Annotated in this window: 23 protein-coding genes; 8 read left to right on the forward strand and 15 right to left on the reverse strand. The window is 42.0% G+C overall.

Annotated features, from left to right (window positions below):
- Positions 1–23 precede the first annotated feature (23 nt).
- The gene (locus HWQ43_RS12350) at positions 24–1,379 is read right to left on the reverse strand and encodes a GTP-binding protein (protein ID WP_292733558.1); all 1,356 of its coding nucleotides are present in this window, start codon (positions 1,377–1,379) and stop codon (positions 24–26) included.
- Between the two features lie 970 nt (positions 1,380–2,349).
- On the opposite strand from HWQ43_RS12350, the gene HWQ43_RS12355 reads away from it, so the two are divergent.
- The 6 genes from HWQ43_RS12355 to HWQ43_RS12380 all read left to right on the forward strand — a co-directional run bounded on the left by HWQ43_RS12355 (position 2,350) and on the right by HWQ43_RS12380 (position 9,409).
- Entirely contained in the window at positions 2,350–4,986 is a 2,637-nt protein-coding gene (locus tag HWQ43_RS12355; RefSeq protein WP_292733561.1) for an EAL domain-containing protein, read from the forward strand.
- 73 nt (positions 4,987–5,059) lie between these two features.
- On the forward strand, positions 5,060–5,980 hold the full coding sequence (locus HWQ43_RS12360; RefSeq protein ID WP_292733564.1) for a histone deacetylase: 921 nt from the start codon (positions 5,060–5,062) through the stop codon (positions 5,978–5,980).
- Between the two features lie 501 nt (positions 5,981–6,481).
- Positions 6,482–6,619, forward strand: a complete 138-nt coding sequence (locus tag HWQ43_RS12365) for a hypothetical protein (RefSeq protein ID WP_194041036.1) — start codon at positions 6,482–6,484, stop codon at positions 6,617–6,619.
- Between the two features lie 177 nt (positions 6,620–6,796).
- Positions 6,797–7,243: a tellurite resistance TerB family protein gene (locus HWQ43_RS12370; RefSeq protein ID WP_292733569.1), complete on the forward strand. Its 447-nt coding sequence runs from the start codon at positions 6,797–6,799 to the stop codon at positions 7,241–7,243.
- Positions 7,244–7,505: 262 nt separating this feature from the next.
- On the forward strand, positions 7,506–8,861 hold the full coding sequence (murF, locus tag HWQ43_RS12375) for a UDP-N-acetylmuramoyl-tripeptide--D-alanyl-D-alanine ligase (RefSeq protein ID WP_292733572.1): 1,356 nt from the start codon (positions 7,506–7,508) through the stop codon (positions 8,859–8,861).
- Positions 8,858–9,409 (forward strand): GNAT family protein, encoded by a 552-nt coding sequence (locus HWQ43_RS12380; RefSeq protein WP_292733575.1) that lies wholly within the window; start codon positions 8,858–8,860, stop codon positions 9,407–9,409. Before murF ends, HWQ43_RS12380 begins: the two co-directional genes overlap by 4 nt.
- Positions 9,410–9,412: 3 nt before the next feature.
- On the opposite strand, the gene HWQ43_RS12385 is transcribed toward HWQ43_RS12380, so the two are convergent.
- Complete coding sequence (locus HWQ43_RS12385; RefSeq protein WP_292733577.1) at positions 9,413–9,742, reverse strand: hypothetical protein; 330 nt, start codon at positions 9,740–9,742, stop codon at positions 9,413–9,415.
- Between the two features lie 205 nt (positions 9,743–9,947).
- Positions 9,948–10,349, reverse strand: coding sequence for a fasciclin domain-containing protein (locus HWQ43_RS12390; protein ID WP_292733580.1), 402 nt, complete (start codon positions 10,347–10,349; stop codon positions 9,948–9,950).
- 168 nt (positions 10,350–10,517) lie between these two features.
- Here HWQ43_RS12390 and HWQ43_RS12395 point away from each other — a divergent pair, with 168 nt between their 5' ends.
- Together HWQ43_RS12395 and HWQ43_RS12400 are read left to right on the forward strand one after the other, a co-directional pair.
- On the forward strand, positions 10,518–11,339 hold the full coding sequence (locus HWQ43_RS12395; protein WP_292733583.1) for a putative 2-dehydropantoate 2-reductase: 822 nt from the start codon (positions 10,518–10,520) through the stop codon (positions 11,337–11,339).
- A 40-nt stretch (positions 11,340–11,379) separates the two neighbouring features.
- Positions 11,380–11,649 (forward strand): hypothetical protein, encoded by a 270-nt coding sequence (locus HWQ43_RS12400; protein ID WP_292733586.1) that lies wholly within the window; start codon positions 11,380–11,382, stop codon positions 11,647–11,649.
- A 97-nt stretch (positions 11,650–11,746) separates the two neighbouring features.
- On the opposite strand, the gene HWQ43_RS12405 is transcribed toward HWQ43_RS12400, so the two are convergent.
- The 12 genes from HWQ43_RS12405 to HWQ43_RS12460 form a co-directional block, all read right to left on the reverse strand.
- Positions 11,747–11,917, reverse strand: coding sequence for a hypothetical protein (locus HWQ43_RS12405; RefSeq protein ID WP_292733588.1), 171 nt, complete (start codon positions 11,915–11,917; stop codon positions 11,747–11,749).
- Positions 11,918–12,004: 87 nt separating this feature from the next.
- The gene (locus HWQ43_RS12410) at positions 12,005–12,427 is read right to left on the reverse strand and encodes a hypothetical protein (protein ID WP_292733591.1); all 423 of its coding nucleotides are present in this window, start codon (positions 12,425–12,427) and stop codon (positions 12,005–12,007) included.
- 15 nt (positions 12,428–12,442) lie between these two features.
- Positions 12,443–12,892, reverse strand: a complete 450-nt coding sequence (locus tag HWQ43_RS12415; RefSeq protein WP_292733594.1) for a hypothetical protein — start codon at positions 12,890–12,892, stop codon at positions 12,443–12,445.
- A 1-nt stretch (position 12,893) separates the two neighbouring features.
- Positions 12,894–13,205, reverse strand: coding sequence for a hypothetical protein (locus HWQ43_RS12420; RefSeq protein WP_292733597.1), 312 nt, complete (start codon positions 13,203–13,205; stop codon positions 12,894–12,896).
- A complete protein-coding gene (locus tag HWQ43_RS12425; RefSeq protein WP_292733599.1) occupies positions 13,205–13,522 on the reverse strand; it encodes a hypothetical protein in 318 nt (105 codons plus the stop codon). Before HWQ43_RS12425 ends, HWQ43_RS12420 begins: the two co-directional genes overlap by 1 nt.
- Before the next feature lie 2 nt (positions 13,523–13,524).
- Positions 13,525–13,869: a hypothetical protein gene (locus HWQ43_RS12430; RefSeq protein ID WP_292733602.1), complete on the reverse strand. Its 345-nt coding sequence runs from the start codon at positions 13,867–13,869 to the stop codon at positions 13,525–13,527.
- Positions 13,866–14,369 (reverse strand): hypothetical protein, encoded by a 504-nt coding sequence (locus tag HWQ43_RS12435; protein ID WP_292733604.1) that lies wholly within the window; start codon positions 14,367–14,369, stop codon positions 13,866–13,868. The genes HWQ43_RS12430 and HWQ43_RS12435 overlap by 4 nt, the downstream gene beginning before the upstream one ends.
- Positions 14,353–14,571: a hypothetical protein gene (locus HWQ43_RS12440; RefSeq protein WP_292733607.1), complete on the reverse strand. Its 219-nt coding sequence runs from the start codon at positions 14,569–14,571 to the stop codon at positions 14,353–14,355. The genes HWQ43_RS12435 and HWQ43_RS12440 overlap by 17 nt, the downstream gene beginning before the upstream one ends.
- A 6-nt stretch (positions 14,572–14,577) precedes the next feature.
- Entirely contained in the window at positions 14,578–15,117 is a 540-nt protein-coding gene (locus tag HWQ43_RS12445; protein WP_292733609.1) for a hypothetical protein, read from the reverse strand.
- Between the two features lie 103 nt (positions 15,118–15,220).
- A complete protein-coding gene (locus tag HWQ43_RS12450) occupies positions 15,221–15,895 on the reverse strand; it encodes a hypothetical protein (protein WP_292733612.1) in 675 nt (224 codons plus the stop codon).
- A 145-nt stretch (positions 15,896–16,040) separates the two neighbouring features.
- Entirely contained in the window at positions 16,041–17,222 is a 1,182-nt protein-coding gene (locus HWQ43_RS12455) for a hypothetical protein (protein ID WP_292733615.1), read from the reverse strand.
- 45 nt (positions 17,223–17,267) lie between these two features.
- A partial coding sequence (locus HWQ43_RS12460) for a hypothetical protein (RefSeq protein WP_292733618.1) occupies positions 17,268–17,695 on the reverse strand: 428 nt, incomplete at its 5' end.

The following is a 17,695-nucleotide window of genomic DNA, read 5'->3' on the forward strand; positions in this document are numbered from 1 at the left end:
AGCTTAATAAATCTTATTTATTCTCAATATTTTATGCCTAACTCTTGTCGCAGACGATACAGAATTGTATTCTGGTCAACTTGAGATAAAATTTCTTGAATGACACTGCTAGCGCCTAATTGTCCCCAAGTGCAGCCTTTTTCGAGATACACTTGAGCGGCTTTGCCAACAGAGTACGCACCATAGCCGGCGATACCAGCTTGAGCGATCGCACTGCCAGCAAAAGCAGTAATATTGCTGGGATTGTCACCACTAGTTATTGCTGCCGTACTTTTACTTAAACCTAAAATAAAACTACTACCTAGTTCTCCAAGTAGTAAACCACCAGAACTAAATAAAATCGTTTTTAAAATTTTCCCGGCTTCATAGCTAGTCATCGGCAAACCATACAATCTAGCGAGAGCGCGAATTAAAGCTAAATCAGCAACAGTTCCGCCAAGGATATCTAAGAAGGCGATGGGATTGAGCATTACTGCCAAAGCTTTGTATTTGGTAAATTGCCAGATGATATCTTCGGCTTCTTTTTCGCGTAAATCGATGGTTTTTTGAGCGATCGCGGCTTCTGCATTCCGTGCTTGGATCAGTGCATTTAAAGCCAGAAGCGATCGCCCTTCCCGATTGAGAATATTCAGAATTGTCTCTTTAAGTTCGTCTACTTGCGGTGGTGGTGTTTCCCATTCATAACTGATACGCCCATCAGTCCACTCAACCCGCACTTCCATTGCTGCTGGCTCTGCCGCCACCATCACAATTTCATCCGGGAGTAGAGGCTTTGCTTGGGGATTCCCAGCACCCAGTTGTTGCAAATTTTGGTAAATCACGCTGCGATCGGTATCGGGGTATAAATCTATCTTGTTAAACACTAAAATCAAGGGTTTTTGTGATTGTCGCAATTCCAGCAGTGCTTGATACTCAGTACGCGTGATATCACCAGACACGACAAATAAAATCAAATCTGCCTGATGTACTACTTCTCGTGCCATATCCGCCCGTGACTCACCCGCAATTTCATCTAATCCGGGAGTATCAATTAACTCTACTAGTACCTTACCACCGGGCTGCCACCGCACGGAACGCGGCCATTGTGTGACACCATTTAGGGGCCCAGTTTGCAGAATTTTGTCTCCCAGCAAGGCATTTAAAACTGCTGACTTTCCTCGACTCACCAAACCAAAGACGGCAATTCTAATGACATTTGAATCTAGCTTGTTGAGTGTGGCGTTCAAAGCTTCCAATTCTGGTTTCACCAAACCTACCAATTCTGGGTTAGATGAAAGCTGTCCTGACTTGCGAAGATATCCATACCAAGAAAGCGCTTGTCTGAGACTGGCGCGGGCACGATTTAAGTGAGTTTCTTGCAGATTACGATAAACCGACATAATATCAACACTTCAGCCTTCACTTTCTCTAAAATGCTCATCCAATGCTCAAAACACTTACTTTCAGCATTTGATAGTAAATAATAGGTATGAATTCGTACTCATTAACCATGCTTAATTAATGCTCACTTTTTCAACCCCATGATCAGGGGGAAGAAAAGTTAAACATACTTCTCTATCTTATATCCCTAAGTTGTTGGACTAATACTCTAATAGGACATCAAAAGTCCCTAAATTTATGAGGTTGGAGATTAAGCGTTTTATAAATTTTAAGTAAAGATGTCACTAATGGATAGCTAGTACCGCAAGGCAAAATTAAAAATTAAAAATTAAAAATGAATACAGCGTAAGCATTTCATTGATTTGGAATGGGTGGTTTATTTCCGCCGTGTTGTACTAGTTTCCAAAGAGAGAGGCTAACGCCAATGTCTGCACTTAGCTCAGAGGCGGATTGGCCCTGGCCTTGTGCAGTTTTAGTTGGGGTTGAAATTCCCTCATGTAACTCTCTTCTCAACAAGAGGCTACGCTAACCTGACGCTACGCTAGCTTGCTTCCCTGTAAGGGTACAATTTGGAAATTTTAATTTTGAATTGTCAATCTGGGTATCCTAAGAAAGACAAGGTTAGATGATATAGGCGAAGGAAAAAAGTTTAGAACTTATGTATGAATAGAGAAAAAAGCTATAATTTCTACCACAAAAACTGATTGAACAATTAGCCATCTCATTCCATAAAAAGAAGAGTGCTGATTTCCGTTAGCGCTGAGTGCGGTCAATCAATGAAGAGAAAGGCTCGTCTACACCCTCATATCAATTTTGCGATGCCTGCGGCGGGCTACGCCTACGCAGATCGTGAGAACTTTGATTGAGTAAATTTTCCCATAAGTGCAGCCGGAAATTCTGGACTTATAGGAGCAGCCTTTTTCAGATTAAGACATAAATACTAATTATATAAGAATTTGAGGAACAGCCATGCAAGGAAATGAGCGGGAAAAAATACGCCATCTGTTGGTCATCCAAGACCTGGAAGGGCGGCGAACTGTCCCCTTGCGAGAGACTACTTATTCTCTGGGGCGGCATCCTGCAAACACTATTGTCTTGGCTTCCCGGTCAGTATCAATGCAACATGCAATTTTATTGCGAGTAACTGTTCCAGAAACTGACCAATATGGCTTCCAGATTATTGATGGCAACTATAAGGGTAAAGGAAGTACTAATGGCTTATTTGTGAATGGCAATAAATGCTTTTCTCATAATCTTAGGCATGGAGATATCATTGCTTTTGGCAGTAATAAAGCTCAAGCTAAATATTATGCTATTTCCAACATTTCCGAACAAGCATTTTCTGAATCTTTTGATGTTGAAGACTTATCTGGTTTCTTCTCAGAGCAAGCCAGTCCTGCCAATCCTTTTCAAACCTTAGCCATCGATCCCAGCTTTGAAGCAGCTAGTGAGTCCGCCCTAGCTCGCCTAGCATCCTTTCCTGAACTCATTCCCAATCCAATTATTGAGATGGATTTCGAGGGAAGAATTACTTATCTCAATCCAGTCGCAGCTATCAAGTTTCCCAATCTTAGGGAAGTTGGGACAAAACACCCGATCTTAACAGGACTCTTGATTGGAGTTAACAATCTAGAAAAAAATTCTTTTGTGCGGGAGGTGGAAGTAGGTACAGAAGTTTTTGAACAATCTGTTCTCTATCTTCCTGAAAGTGATTTAATTAGAACTTTTATTATTAGGGATATTACAGAGCAAAAGCAAGCTACAGCCGAACTGCGCCAGCGCGATCGCTTGTTACAAGCAGTTGCAGAAGCTGCCAATTATTTGCTAGGAGAAATGAATTACGAAACTGGTATCGATCGAGCTCTAGCTGTACTAGGCGAAGCTGCCAAGGCAGATCGTGCCTATCTCTTTCAGAACCATCTTCATCCTGTTACAGAGGAAATGGCAGTCAGCCTACGGTTTGAATGGACACAATCTTGTATTGAATCTACCCACCACCATTGGCAGAATCAGCCTTATCAAGATTCTGGATTAGCCCGTTGGTATACAGTTCTCTCTAGGGGCCAGTCAATTAACGGTATCACTCAAAAATTTCCTGTCACCGAACAAGAATTCCTGATTCGAGATGGCATTCAATCTCTTCTCTTAGTGCCTCTTCGCTTGGATAATGATTTCTGGGGATATCTTGGCTTGGCAGACTGTACCTTTGAGCGTCATTGGTCAAAGCACGAAGAATCTACTCTTTTGACGATGGCCGCCAGTATCATTGGTGCGCGGCAGCGTCAGCAAGTAGAAGAAAAGATTCGCTATCAAGCCCTCCATGACTTGCTGACAGGGTTGCCCAATCGTCTACTATTTAATGAACTGCTCAGTAAAACTCTGCCCAACGCCACTCGAAATGGCGAAAGTTTAGCTGTGATCTTCCTCGATCTGGATCGCTTCAAGGTCATTAATGATACTCTGGGGCACACTCTGGGAGACAAATTGTTACAAAGTGTCTCTCAAAGATTAAAAGACTCACTCAGAGGCGGAGATACTGTAGCCCGTTGGGGAGGCGATGAATTTACTATTTTACTCCCACGAGTCACCGATATTGAAGAGGTAACTTTGGTGGCAGAAAGAATCCTCCAAGCCTTAGAAGATGCGTTTCATCTCCAAGGGCATGAACTTTATGTGACTGCTAGCCTTGGTATTGCCTTACTTGATAACAACAGCCCTGACACCGAAACACTAATTCAGCACGCAGATGCTGCTTTGTACTACGCCAAGGACAAAGGGCGGAATAACTACCAATTCTACAGTGTTTCCCTGAGTGCTAAAAATCCTGAACTCCTGACTTTAGAAAAGAGCTTGCGCTATGCCCTAGAACGCAATGAATTTATGCTGTACTACCAGCCTCGTGTGAACATTGCCACAGGGGAAATTACTAGTATGGAGGCTCTGTTGCGTTGGCAGCACCCAGAGATGGGATTGGTCGCCCCCAGTGTGTTCATTCCCCTGGTCGAAGAAAGTGGATTAATTGTCCCCATCGGCGAATGGACTCTACAGACGGCCTGTAGCCAAAATAAAGCATGGCAAGATGCTGGGTTGCCACCGATTATGATCGCTGTCAATCTTTCTCTGAAGCAGTTCCGCCAACCCAAATTGTTAGAGACTATAGCTAGGATTTTACAACAAACAGGTCTGGAAGCCCGCTTTTTAGAATTAGAAATTATGGAAACCACAGCAATTGAGGACTTGGATTTTACCACAAAGGTGTTAAAGGAGCTACAGCAGATGGGTATTTACATCTCCATTGATGACTTTGGTACGGGTCATTCTTCGCTCTCGCGCCTACAGCTTTTGCCACTCCACAATCTGAAAATAGATAAATCTTTCATTCAATATTTGACGCAGGATGCCAAAGTAGCTCATATTATCAAGGCCATAGTTACCTTGGGACACAGCTTGGGATTAAAGTTAACAGCCGAAGGGGTAGAAAAGGAAGAGGAATTGGAATTCTTGAAATCTATCAACTGCGAGGAGGTACAGGGCTTTTTATTCTACCGCCCACTTTCTGCACAGAAAGCAACAGAAGTCCTTGAAAATAAACGACCAACGATCTAGTAAAAGGGAAAACTGTTTGTACCAGTGAGGATACAATAACATTCATTGTCCTGCTGTCGGCCTTTTTCGTCCTATGCTGCCAGTCATTTATTCCGACGAATTTTTAGATCACAAGACTGGAAAATACCATCCCGAAAAACCAGAACGTTTAAGTGCGATCGCCAATGCTCTAAAAGCAGCTACATTCGCAGATAAAATTACCTGGGACTTGCCTACACCAGCATCAGAACAGCCATCGCTGATGTCTTCGTTAGTTAAAGCACATAGCCCAGCCTACATCAAAAAACTTTGGCAAATCGCCTCTAGTGGCGGCGGCCCTTTGGATGGAGATACGCCAGTTTCCCCACGCAGTTATGATGTGGCATTGTTGGCAGTCAGTGCATGGTTAGATGGAGTTAAGGTTGTGTTAGGGTCGGCGAATCCAGCTTTTGTACTAGCGCGTCCCCCAGGACACCATGCTGAAAGTGATGCTGGGATGGGCTTTTGTCTATTTTCTAATGCCGCGATCGCCGCTTTATTTGCTCTAGAACAACCTGGAATTAAGCGTGTCGCCATCCTCGATTGGGATGTACATCACGGTAATGGTACTCAGTCCATTGTAGAGACTTATCCCCAAATTGTTTATTGTTCGTTACATCAGTACCCGTGTTATCCCGGTACTGGGAGAGCTACAGAACGGGGTTTTCACAATAATATCCTCAACTTGCCTGTACCCCCAGGTAGCGATATTACAGTATATCAGCCGCTGTTTGAAAAGAAGGTAGTACCGTTTTTAACCAACTTTCAGCCAGATTTACTAATTGTGAGTGCTGGTTACGATGCCAATGCGGAAGATCCTTTGGCAAGTATCAATTTGCAGCCACAAGACTACGCTTTATTTACTGACTATTGTCTAGAGGTAACTCGTAAAATTCTCTTTGGCTTAGAAGGTGGTTACGACTTCGATACTCTTTCTCAATCAGTTGTAGCGACAATTGAACGTTGTTTGGTTTAGGCTTTTCTCATCTCAATAACGCTCAAGTTGCTCAGTTTGTTCAACAACTGGATATGTGACAGTTGCAGAACCTCCTTTTTCTAAAAAAGAGTTTCCCCATCTACCTAATGAAGAGCGATGGCCAAGTTCCCTAATGTTCCAGATAGCAAAGCCAGGTGAGACTTTTCTGAGTTGATGGCATTGGACAACTGTAGCGGAGGGGAAAAGGAGAATAGCCCATACCCCTCAAGAGTTCTGAGTTGGGAATCTCGCTTTACTCAGGACTAGGAACGGGCTAAACCTTAGCTATCCGCTAACGGAACTCGGAACTGTTTTGCCCAATGCCCCATTCTCTTTTTTATAAACTTCATAGAATCTTCAGAAAGAAAAATTTTCAGCGGGGTTATGAAAGAGCTAAAGTTTTGTTAAGATGCAATTGCTAGCAGTTTCTCAGCGAAATTCACCTATCGGGGTGTGGAGAAATAAAAAGCACAAGCAGCACAAAGTTCTAAAGGTGAAGCAATGACCACCTATATTTTTTTCGATGAAGCCCTACGAATGCTGACCAACGCCTATTTGTTATCAGTAGTACTGTTAATGGCAGCTTCTGGTATAGGTTTGGCGGTGATTGAGACAATAGAAAAGACAGGAGAACGCTAAATTTACAGATGGCAATGTAGTTCCTGGCAAAAAGCTTTGGGTACAAGTGTTCGCCGTGAATAAATCCTGGGAACACTAAGGTATGAAAGTCTTATAGCGTTATAGTCTTACCTGGAAATCTACCAAACATACAGGTAAAAGTAACGCTATTGGGACTCTAACCAAGGAGCTACTACAATGGGTCTATTCGACGCTGTGTTGGGTACAGAAAGCCAAACCCAAGCAGCACTCAATCCAGCGGAAGCTTTTGCTGTCATTATATTGACGGCAACTGCTTCAGACGGTTATCTTTCTGTTGAGCAAGCAAATTCTATCATTTCTGTGCTGTCTCGGCTGAAACTTTTTAAAAGTTATCCCAATGAAATGATGAACAGGCTGTTTGACAAAATCTTGGGCATTCTCCAGGGTGATGACTTTAATGCTTTGTTTAATGCAGCAAAAGATTCTCTATCTCAAGACTTGCGGGAAGCAGCCTTTGCAGTAGCCACCGATTTAGTCTTAGCTGAAGGTATTATACCTGAAGAAGAAAAAAACTTCTTAAATGATTTATATCAAGCTTTAGGGGTTTCTAGTGAGATAGCAATACAAATTGTGGAAGTAATCTTGATTAAAAATCGCGCATAGGGCGATCAAACATAACTTGTTATGCCCATTATGTTTACCTGATTAAACTGTATAAATAGCTTATAAACAAAGTCTGGCAAGGAAGTTGAGCTTCTTTGCCACTATTTTTGCTGTTCTTTGATTATTTATTGGCGATAATTCAATATCGTTTAGAGATATTGCATTACAACGTCTCTACATTGATAGTATAAATTATCTGATTTAAACAATATTATGTCATAATTCAATTTTATGATTTTGAACTTTAAATTGTAAATTGCTTATGCGTTGTTCTGCCACCCTAAACCAACTGCTTGGAGTTATTTTGGCCCATTCTGTAAACTTATCTGAAACTGCTTTAACACAAGTCACTAGCGGTATCCAAACAGATAGCCGTAACTTGAAGCCGGGTGAAGTATTTGTCGCTTTCCGAGGCGATAAGTTTGATGGACATGAATTTGTGCCAACTGCGATCGCAAAGGGTGCAATAGCTGCAATTGTAGATTTTGAATACGAAAATCCGGGATTTCCGGTATTGCAGGTAAAAGACACCCTCAAGGCATATCAACAAATCGGCCGATGGTGGCGCGATCACTTTAATATTCCTGTAATTGGCGTAACCGGTTCCGTGGGTAAAACTACAACCAAAGAATTAATTGCCGCAGTTTTAGGAACAAAGGGACGAGTTCACAAAACTTATGGAAATTACAACAATGAAATTGGTGTCCCAAAAACTCTCCTAGAACTTGGTGCAGAACATGACTACGCCGTGATTGAAATGGCGATGCGGGGTAGAGGACAAATTGCCGAACTCACACAAATAGCGCGTCCAACAATTGGAGTAATTACCAATGTGGGAACGGCGCATATTGAGTTACTAGGTTCCGAAGAAGCGATCGCTGAGGCAAAATGTGAGTTGTTAGCCGAAATGCCTGCTGATAGTGTGGCAATTCTCAACCATGACAATCCCCTATTAATGGCCACAGCAGCAAAAGTTTGGCACGGAGAAGTTTTGACTTACGGCTTTTCTGGTGGAGATATTCAAGGGCAGTTAATTGATAACGAGACTGTGGAAGTCGCAGGAATCCAACTACCTCTACCTTTACCTGGTCGTCATAATGCGACTAATTTCTTGGCAGCTTTAGCAGTGGCAAAGGTGTTGGGGATCGATTGGGCATCCTTAAAAACAGGTGTGATCGTGGATATGCCCACAGGGCGATCGCAGCGATTTACCTTACCCAACGATGTGGTAATCTTAGATGAAACTTATAATGCTGCACCAGAAGCTATGATTGCAGCGTTGCAATTATTGGCAGACACACCCGGAAAGCGGAAAATTGCCGTATTGGGTGCAATGAAAGAATTGGGAGAGCGATCACAGCTGTTGCACCAGCGAGTGGGAGAAACAGTACGTAAGTTGAATTTAGACGGTTTATTGGTTTTGGTAGATGGAGAAGATGCGGAAGCGATCGCTCAAAGTGCCGAAGGTATCCCATCGGAGTGCTTTGCAACTCATGCCGAGTTGGTGGCTAGGTTGAAAACATTCATGCAAACAGGCGATCGTTTATTATTCAAAGCTGCCCATTCTGTAGGACTAGATCGGGTAGTCAATCAGTTACGTGCAGAATTTCCCAAATGATACCACTAGAAACCCAACGTCTTATACTGCGAGACTTTGTAGAATCAGATTGGCAAGAGGTTCATAAATACGCTGCTGATGCTGAAGTTGTGCGTTACTTGACTTTTGGCCCTAATACCGAAGAAGATACCAAAAACTTTTTGCAAAGAGAGATTTCATTACAAGGGGAAGAACCCCGTCAGCATTTTGCCTTGGCAGTAACTTTAAAACCCCGAAACCAATTAATTGGTATCTGTCGCATATCTGTTCAGGATGCTGACAACAAAATAGGCTCTATTGGATACTCTTTTACTAAGGAATTTTGGGGAAAAGGATATGCAACTGAAGCTGTAAAAGCAGTTGTATCATTTGGTTTTCAGGAGTTAGGCTTACATCGCATTTTTGCCACTTGTCACCCAGAAAACATTGCCTCAGCAAGAGTTATGCACAAAATCGGAATGCAGCAGGAAGGGTATTTGCGAGAACACCATTGGATTAAGGGAGAATGGCGAGACTCTTGGCTATATGGCATCCTTGAGCATGAATGGAGAGGTGTGAATCACTTATAGACTTCAATTGAAAAGACTAGGACTGTTGCTGTAGTGTCTTTGAAAAAGAATTGCTGCCAAATTAGTCACTAAACAGGTAATTGCTAGGCACAGCAAGATATAAGTAGGAGCCATCACCACGCCAATCATGAACCAAGTATATACGTGCAATATCATTACAGAAGCGAAAAAGCTAGCAATTCCAGCAGATTGCCACACTTGATATGATGGGCGACGCAACGCTACTAAAATCATTGTTGAAATTGTGACAAGTAAGTTCGCTGGTACGAGAAATGCACAAATACTTATGCAGTTGCCACGAGAGAACTCAGCTAGGGTGTTAAAATCGAGCATTAATTTGTTGGGATAGATGTTAGCTTTTTAAGAATTTAATTTACTTGATTTTAAAATAACGAAATATAGATTAACAGATGAGTGAGTAATCACATTGCAAATATAACATAAGTTAAAATATTAAGTTGCGTTTTGATACTACCAATAGTTAGTTAATTATAAAGATTTTGGATAACTAGGGTGGAAAACACCCACCCTAGCCGAATTAACCCGGTAAAATTACCGTATCGATAACGTGTACTACACCATTATCAGCTTCTATATCTGCTGCTAAAACTGTGGCATTTTTAACTTCAAAACCATCCGAAGAATGAATTTTAATGGGTGAACCTTCCACAGAATTAACCGTACCGAGTTCTGCTAAATCAGCCTGTAGCAGCTTTCCGGGAACGACATGATACTTTAGAATCCGCGTTAGCTGGGGAATATTCTGTAACAGAGTTTGGATAGTTCCCGCTGGTAACTTAGCAAAAGCATCGTCATTTGGTGCAAAGACAGTGAACGGGCCAGGACTTTTTAATGTTTCTACTAAACCAGCAGCTTCTACAGCCGCCACTAGTGTTTTAAACGACTCAGCCGTAACTGCAATATCAACAATATCAGCCATATATCTTACCTAAATCTCTGCAAAAGATTTTAAAGGATAATAAACCTATTTTAAGTTTTATTAAACAAAATAAATTTAAAATCAGGCGTTGAATAAACTACACCTAGACGCGTACTCCTGTGAGACATCACCTTATGATGTTTCTAGGAAAATTCCGTTATAAAAGAAATGTCCGATCGCACGTATGCCATTCTGGGAACTGGAGCATTAGGTGGGTTCTATGGCGCTAGACTGCAAAAAGCTGGGTTGGATGTCCACTTTTTGCTTAAGAGTGATTACGAACAGGTAAAGAAATATGGTTTAGTGGTAAAGTCCAAAGACGGTGACTTTACCCTTCCTGAAGTCCACGCCTACAACGACGTAGAAAAGATGCCACAATGCGATGTGGTGGTGGTAGCACTGAAGACAACGCAAAACCATTTACTACCAAAGATGTTGCCACCTGTATTTAAAGAGAATGGGTTTGTGTTGGTATTACAGAATGGACTTGGTGTAGAAGAGGAAGTCGCTGAAATTGTTCGTAATGTAACTGTTATCGGCGGATTGTGCTTTTTATGTTCTAACAAAGTGGGGCCAGGGCACATACACCACTTAGACTATGGGCAAATTGTCTTCAGTGAATATACCCCTGATTATGAGCCTAGTGGGATAACTGAGAGAATGCAGCAAATTGCTGATGACTTTGAAAGCGCTGCTATCTCAATTGAATTAGCTGAAGATTTACTACTAGCACGTTGGAAAAAGCTGGTGTGGAATACCCCATACAATGGGCTTTCTGTGATTCTCAACGCCAGAACAGATGAATTAATGGCGCATGAGTACACTAGCAAGTTAGTCGAACAGTTGATGTATGAAGTAGCGGTGGGGGCGAAAAGCTATGGGCGAATTATCAGCGATCGCTTCATTCAAACAATGCTCGATTATACTGTCAAAATGACACCTTACCGCCCCAGCATGAAAATTGACTACGACGAATCCCCACAGGGCTAAACTTATTCTCAAGTACTCTAAATAAATATAAACTCACTCAATGGTTGCAGAGTATTCAAAACAAATTCTTTGGCAGATGATGATCACTTTCTCTGAAAAAATGTGGTCAGCGCGTTGGTTTTCGGGACTAGAATTTATCTTATGGAAAAAGGTCAGGGAATGCTCGGATGACCTGACCTTGAGAGAAATTGCTGATTTTAACTTCTACAGTGGGTTAGCTAGTGGCTGGTGGATGTGGGATGAAAAGCAAAAATGTGAAGTGTTCGTTGAACTAAGCGAATGGTTAGATATCTACAGTGCAAACTCTTGATAATTAAAATTTGTCATCGCGGATTTGAAACCCAGTTTTTCTGTGAAGAAATCCTGCTATTTGAGTTATCCAGTTGGCGAGGCGATTGAATCCCCAGTTACTTACCAGATGCCGGCTGCTGCACCAAATAACCGAGCATAGCCGTAGCAATGCCCCCAATAGTGCCAGCCGTAGAGCGATTGATAACTCCAGTACTGCCCAGTAATGATGAACCACCAGCGATTAAACCAAGAATAGTAGAAAGGGTATTTAGAGTGGATTTAGACATTTTGATTACTCCTGTTGAGCGTTAGTTTTTTATCAACTGTTTTGGGGATTACATAAGCTTTTATTTCTCGCAATTCCCACGAACAAGCTATTCTCGAACCTTAAAGTCGTTCGTTCTGTGGAGAAAGCCCTGAAGCTCTTTTCTGCTTCCCTTGATTGCGTTGGATTCGCTCTCAGATCGCTGCCAATTATGGTCGATTAAGTCACTCAAGCTACTGTGGCTTACTAAATTAGCTTCTTTGTAATTCACGTAATCCTGTTGGTGAATAGCGAGGTGTTTCTCAAGATCCTTGATTTTTTCAGCATTACTAGCGTGTAGTTTAAGAGTTTCCTGAATTCCATCAACGGTGAAGGAGATTTTATTTATTTTGCTAACAATGCTAACTGCTACACCAGAAAGCACCACAAGGCTAGCAATAATCCCTATCGATATTTGTGTATCTTGAAGTGTAAATCCTGGCGTAGTGCTAGAAGAAGAAGTAACACCTATTGTTGAAGAAGTAGTAGTCATTTGTTTAGTTTGAAATTATATTTTTCTAGCCGAAATTTTTCGACCAGAAAAATAATAATTACTGGATGCTGCGTTTTTGGCAAATACAGTAAATTTAAAGTCATGCAAGCCGTCAGCAGGTATGGTAATAGTTCTTTGAAGTATTCCGTTAACAACAACAGATGAACTATAAACATCCATGTCATCAAAAGCCAAATTACCATCAATCTCTAGCTTTAATTTTCCGACACTAGATGTGAGAACAGTTAGCACAGAAAGATTGTAAGCTCCTGCTGCTAGTAATTTCCGAAAACTGAAACTATCATTAAGTGCAGCGGGATTTTGGTAAATTTCGGCTCCAAAAGCAAGACCAGCGTTTGTGTCAGTTTTTATCTGTCCGCCGGACTCCACGAAACTTTCATCATGCCAGTGAGTAAAACTAGTGGGAAGCAATAATTCTGAAAATACTGGATTAGACAAAGGCATTTTAAGTTAGCTCCCGAACCAAAGCATTCCCATTTGCAGCAGACCAAATACCACTGATTACACCAGTGTAATGGAATGGAATTTCATAATATCCGCCTGCATATAATTTGGCAGTAAAGGCGCTAGTTGTCGCTGTAGCACCAAATTCTAGATATAGAGTAGCAGTACTTTCATTCCAAATTGTCCCGCCTTTTCTATTAGAATTGGCAGCCCAGATTGTCCCGCTGGCTATGTTAGCAGGAACAGTGGTTGGGATTGAAGTATCGCTAGTTGATTCGGCTACTGTTACTGATGCAGGATTAAAAAGTGCCATTATTCAATACACTCTGTGAAACTTAATTTGCAATTATTGGCAGAGATAGCTGATACCTTGCCGATATAAAGATTCGATTGATTAATTTCGTAACTGCCTCTTGGCTTTAAAACAATTCCTCGGCCAATAGCACCTTTAGATTTATCACCCAAAATCAAGGTGATATCAGAAGAAGAATTGTTTATAAAAGCTGCATACTGCCTGATACTGCTGGCATTTAAAACTGTATCGCCAACAGTAGCGGTCAGGTTTTTGTCCCCATGAGTGCAGTTGCTATACTTAGCAACTTCAATCGTGTTGGAAGAATTGTTAATCATAATTAATCAGTGGGGTCGTCGAGGTTGTCAACAAACAAAGCAGTATCCACTTTGACGCGCACTGTAAATTCAAATTCTGGTGCTTCTGGTGTACCTGTTACTTGCTGCGATGCAAATTCAATTGGCGGAAGATTAGCAATAATCCTCGCTTCATTTACTTGCTCGGTCAGCGCAGACAATGCTTGCATTAACTTCACAATACCTTTAACGCAAGAAGTCCCTAAAGTCAGCGCTGCACCTGAATCTGTCGCCAAACTCAAATTAAGCTTGACTTGATTATTCCCAACAAATTCAATTGAACCAGCGGGTAATTTTTCAGCTAATGCGGTGTAACTTAATGTAGTCATAAATTGTCGATTTTGAATTCAAGAGTTTCTAGTTTTGCTCTAATTGCCCCTAATGTTTCTTCGGTTGAATCGCTTACGGTTCCCGTGTAAACCCAAACCCCTAAAGTTACTTCCTCTATCCAAGGCATTGCCTCAAATCGCAAGCGATAATCATTAGTAATTTGGGTAAACCGAATTAATTCAATGCTGTTGAGCTTAACAAGAGAGCGATTAAAGTCTGTTTCAGTGCTGGGAACTGTTCCCAATCCCTCGGAAATTATGGTGTCATCAATATGAATTCCACCTATTTGCTGATAAAGATACCCAGCACGCAACCAAGTTGGCTTTGCTTTGCTTGAGGATGCTCCAACTAGCAAGATGTGTTTATCCGTAATGAATGGCAGTTCAACCGGATCGATGATTGGGGCTTTGATTTTGCGATTTTGGAGATTGCCTAAGAGCTTTTGATAATAAAAAAGCTCCCAAGCTCCAACCGCTGTGACATCAGCTAATAATGCCATCGCCTAAATCCCAATCTTCAGATACTTCAAAAACATCAAAGCCTTGGTCATTGATGAAATCTAAAAGATGATCTGGAGGAATGTCACCGTTAAGAAAATCGCGGGTTATTGCGGCCCGCTCCATCATTAGGTTCAATTCCTCAGAAAATTCAACATCTGATTGACCTGGATACCAGATGGCAGGTGTAGAAATGTTGATCATCGATCATCAACCGCTAGCGTGTGCAGGGTAACGCTCGGATTCAAACCAAACACGCCCGTAACTGCCGCCAAGAGAACTTTTCACAGATGTAAAAATTCCTTTCACCTTGGTATCAAGCGCTGAGGGAGTTGCAGCAGTGATTGCAGCCGAATAATTGTATTGAGTGTTGCTCCCGCGTATGCCTTTGCCGTAGCGAACGTAAGGCCGATTTGAACCTTTAGCTCGAACCACACTAGGAGAGCCATCAGCAACGGTTGCCTTCATTTCAGCCGGACGAAAACCACGAGGTGCACTAGGGTCTGTCGCCGCTTCTGCTAATCCTAACCCCGCAATTCCCCCAAAAAACTGTAATCCCGCAGCAGATACTTGGATGGTAAAGGCTGAATCTGTTTCTGCCAAAGGAGAAAGCACCGCATATTTTACAGGAGTTTTTGGACGGCGCTGTGTTGCGGCTCCGTCTTCTCTTAGTGGTGCTGTATAGGCTTCTCTAGCTTTAGCGTATTTAAGTTGGTTCTCTAATTCTCGTGCGCTCTTGCGTCTGGACATATTAGTTCATTAATTGCTGTTATTCAGTCATAGCAATGATTAAAGTCATTTTTTCCAAGCGGATAGCATAATGTAGTCCGGTAAATTTTTGGCATGATTGGACTTAAACTCGCTCAATTACGCTTCTCAAGCGACTGCCGCTCGTAGCTACCAAATTGATTGGATTTTGCTTGCCCCAAATAAGTAACTGTGCAAATCTAAACTTTACATCTGCTGTCCGCCGTCGAGTGAATTTTTGAGTTGTACGTCCATAGACTCGGTGCGTTCCTGGGTTTGTTGGATAGCTCCGGTCATTGTCGATAAATTGGAGGTAATCGCGGTCAAAAGAGTGGTTGCGAATATCTAGAACCGCACGGATCATCCGTTCCCCTTCCGCTTTACTTGTTACTAGTAATTTCAATTCGTAGCCATGCTCTTTATCAGAATAAGTACATTTGAAGTGTCCTTTATTCCAAGTAAAAGGAGGTGTCGCAAATATACTTTTAATTTGTCTAGCTAAAGTTTCTGCATTGCTACGACTAATAGTTTCACTAGATTCATCCATTAATCTAAAGGTGATTTCACCTTCAGCCTGGGGTGTTTTTCCATCACCGTGAATAGTAAAGTTGTAAGGTTCTAAGAAGTACAGCTTAACTTGTGGTTTGAAGGTGCGTTCTGATTGAATCTCATACCAAGGGATACCGTAAACAGGCCGTTGCAACGCTTGAGCGTGTCCACAAGTTATTTCAAATAACCACATCCTCATGATAGTCATAGTTGATGTGTCATCATCTTTCATCAAACAAGAATGTTTTAATCTTGGTTTGCCTTCGCTGACATCATTATCTGGTTGATTTTTAAAGTAAGTTTTAACTGCTTTATTGTGTTCAAGCCTAACGATATCTTGGAGATTCTCCCACTCGCTAAAACCTTCGGTAATGTCATTATTCGTCAGCTTCCTTATCTGAATCGGATATTGCTATTCCTGTTGCGCTAACTAACTTGGAAGCATCAGAGGCAGCTTTAATTTTTGCTGCTTCTGGTGGTGTAGTACCTTGTTTGCTATTTGGTTCTTCTCCTAATGCTTTGAGAAACTCCGTTTTCTGAGTTCCAATCTGGGTAACTGTTTCTTGAACGCTTAAGACTTCGGAAGCAACGCTGTCAATTTGACTCACCACATCTTCAGTTTTTTCTAAAGCAGTAAAGAATTTATTCTGAAAGTTAGGAGTCGGGTTCATCCACCGATACGCTTTTTCACTGACCTCGCCCCATTGACGCAGGGCATTACCAATTACAGCAACCCATGAGCCAACGACTTCCAAGGCGCTCAAAATCGAATAACCAATAGATTGAATTGAATTCATTAAGTTAGCTGCTGCTTGATAAATTCGATTCCATTTTTTGTATTCAGCTTTGATTCCTCCCCACTCACTTTCGCCGATTACAGTTTTAGCTAAAGAATCAAACTGACTTCCTAAGACTTCGCCAATCTCTAATGGACTACCTTCAGCATCTTTAATTCCTATTGCTGCTAAAACATTTGATATAGCGCTAGTTAATGTTTGCCCTAAGTTGGCAGAGAGCATGTAGGCATTGTGGAGAGTCTGCCACCAAATCAAAATATTTAGTACTCTATCGAGATGCATCCATGAACTGAGTCTTTGTAATTTTCCTGATATCCCGCCTGGAATTAAATCACCAAGCTTTGTATTCATCAATTCCAAAAGTGCTAATTGTGCAGCATTTGCCCCAGCATTAATTTTGTCTAGAAGATTAGCTGTATTTTGATTATTATTTTGATTAACTTTATTGGCAGAATCATCTAGGGCGTTCCCCAAACATCCCCCAGGTTGAGCAATTTCGCATACCGCGCCTTGGGTAGTTTCTTTATTTGCAGCTTGCACAGTCGGGGATTTGGCGATCGCATCCGGTATCCCTTGGATGGCTGGGGTTAGTCCAGCGATAATTCCAGCGATCTCCGTCAGTTTCTTTACTTGTTCATCAAAATCTTTCTTTTGTTGCTCTAGCGCCGTTTTTGTTGAATCGTTTGATAATTCAGTAGGCGTTTTGACTGCCGAATAGGTGGAAGATTTCGGTACGGGTGACAATGCATCGCTTATCGGCACGGGTTGAGATGTCGATGGTGTTGAGCTTGGTGTCGTGCCAGGAACCTAAATTTTATCTTTGGATGAAATGCCCTCACCAAAACCAAGATACCTAGCAAAGCCACCACCGGGTGTGGAGTCAGTGTCTATAGCAGGTGTCACGGTTCCGTATGTTATGCCGTTACCAAAAGAACTTTCTGGGCTAGCCGGACTTGTTTTTGGTGCAAGTCTTGGTACTGGGATATCCTCCGGTTCGGCAAACGGTAGTGATTGCCGCTGAGGTAATGGCTGCATTTGTGGCAGCATTCCGCCAAGGTTCGATGGTTGATGTTCGGGATTTGGCAAGTAACTTGGTGCAAGTCCTCCGTGACCGGGGAACCCATCGGCACCATTCGGCGTATTGTTCGACGGCTTTGACGGTGCGACATTTCGCGCATTACCACGTTTAACGCCGGGAGAGGGCACGCCGGACGGTATGACATTATCAGTTCCTA

Source organism: Nostoc sp. JL31, from assembly GCF_017114965.1.
Taxonomy (GTDB): domain Bacteria; phylum Cyanobacteriota; class Cyanobacteriia; order Cyanobacteriales; family Nostocaceae; genus Nostoc; species Nostoc punctiforme_A.

What these genes read in the sequence shown, in the direction of transcription:
- HWQ43_RS12350 (WP_292733558.1), bottom strand. Translation starts at nt 1,379, where the DNA reads ATGTCGGTTTATCGTAATCTGCAAGAAACTCACTTAAATCGTGCCCGC.
- HWQ43_RS12355 (WP_292733561.1), top strand. Translation starts at nt 2,350, where the DNA reads ATGCAAGGAAATGAGCGGGAAAAAATACGCCATCTGTTGGTCATCCAA.
- HWQ43_RS12360 (WP_292733564.1), top strand. Translation starts at nt 5,060, where the DNA reads ATGCTGCCAGTCATTTATTCCGACGAATTTTTAGATCACAAGACTGGA.
- HWQ43_RS12365 (WP_194041036.1), top strand. Translation starts at nt 6,482, where the DNA reads ATGACCACCTATATTTTTTTCGATGAAGCCCTACGAATGCTGACCAAC.
- HWQ43_RS12370 (WP_292733569.1), top strand. Translation starts at nt 6,797, where the DNA reads ATGGGTCTATTCGACGCTGTGTTGGGTACAGAAAGCCAAACCCAAGCA.
- murF (WP_292733572.1), top strand. Translation starts at nt 7,506, where the DNA reads ATGCGTTGTTCTGCCACCCTAAACCAACTGCTTGGAGTTATTTTGGCC.
- HWQ43_RS12380 (WP_292733575.1), top strand. Translation starts at nt 8,858, where the DNA reads ATGATACCACTAGAAACCCAACGTCTTATACTGCGAGACTTTGTAGAA.
- HWQ43_RS12385 (WP_292733577.1), bottom strand. Translation starts at nt 9,742, where the DNA reads ATGCTCGATTTTAACACCCTAGCTGAGTTCTCTCGTGGCAACTGCATA.
- HWQ43_RS12390 (WP_292733580.1), bottom strand. Translation starts at nt 10,349, where the DNA reads ATGGCTGATATTGTTGATATTGCAGTTACGGCTGAGTCGTTTAAAACA.
- HWQ43_RS12395 (WP_292733583.1), top strand. Translation starts at nt 10,518, where the DNA reads ATGTCCGATCGCACGTATGCCATTCTGGGAACTGGAGCATTAGGTGGG.
- HWQ43_RS12400 (WP_292733586.1), top strand. Translation starts at nt 11,380, where the DNA reads ATGGTTGCAGAGTATTCAAAACAAATTCTTTGGCAGATGATGATCACT.
- HWQ43_RS12405 (WP_292733588.1), bottom strand. Translation starts at nt 11,917, where the DNA reads ATGTCTAAATCCACTCTAAATACCCTTTCTACTATTCTTGGTTTAATC.
- HWQ43_RS12410 (WP_292733591.1), bottom strand. Translation starts at nt 12,427, where the DNA reads ATGACTACTACTTCTTCAACAATAGGTGTTACTTCTTCTTCTAGCACT.
- HWQ43_RS12415 (WP_292733594.1), bottom strand. Translation starts at nt 12,892, where the DNA reads ATGCCTTTGTCTAATCCAGTATTTTCAGAATTATTGCTTCCCACTAGT.
- HWQ43_RS12420 (WP_292733597.1), bottom strand. Translation starts at nt 13,205, where the DNA reads ATGGCACTTTTTAATCCTGCATCAGTAACAGTAGCCGAATCAACTAGC.
- HWQ43_RS12425 (WP_292733599.1), bottom strand. Translation starts at nt 13,522, where the DNA reads ATGATTAACAATTCTTCCAACACGATTGAAGTTGCTAAGTATAGCAAC.
- HWQ43_RS12430 (WP_292733602.1), bottom strand. Translation starts at nt 13,869, where the DNA reads ATGACTACATTAAGTTACACCGCATTAGCTGAAAAATTACCCGCTGGT.
- HWQ43_RS12435 (WP_292733604.1), bottom strand. Translation starts at nt 14,369, where the DNA reads ATGGCATTATTAGCTGATGTCACAGCGGTTGGAGCTTGGGAGCTTTTT.
- HWQ43_RS12440 (WP_292733607.1), bottom strand. Translation starts at nt 14,571, where the DNA reads ATGATCAACATTTCTACACCTGCCATCTGGTATCCAGGTCAATCAGAT.
- HWQ43_RS12445 (WP_292733609.1), bottom strand. Translation starts at nt 15,117, where the DNA reads ATGTCCAGACGCAAGAGCGCACGAGAATTAGAGAACCAACTTAAATAC.
- HWQ43_RS12450 (WP_292733612.1), bottom strand. Translation starts at nt 15,895, where the DNA reads ATGAAAGATGATGACACATCAACTATGACTATCATGAGGATGTGGTTA.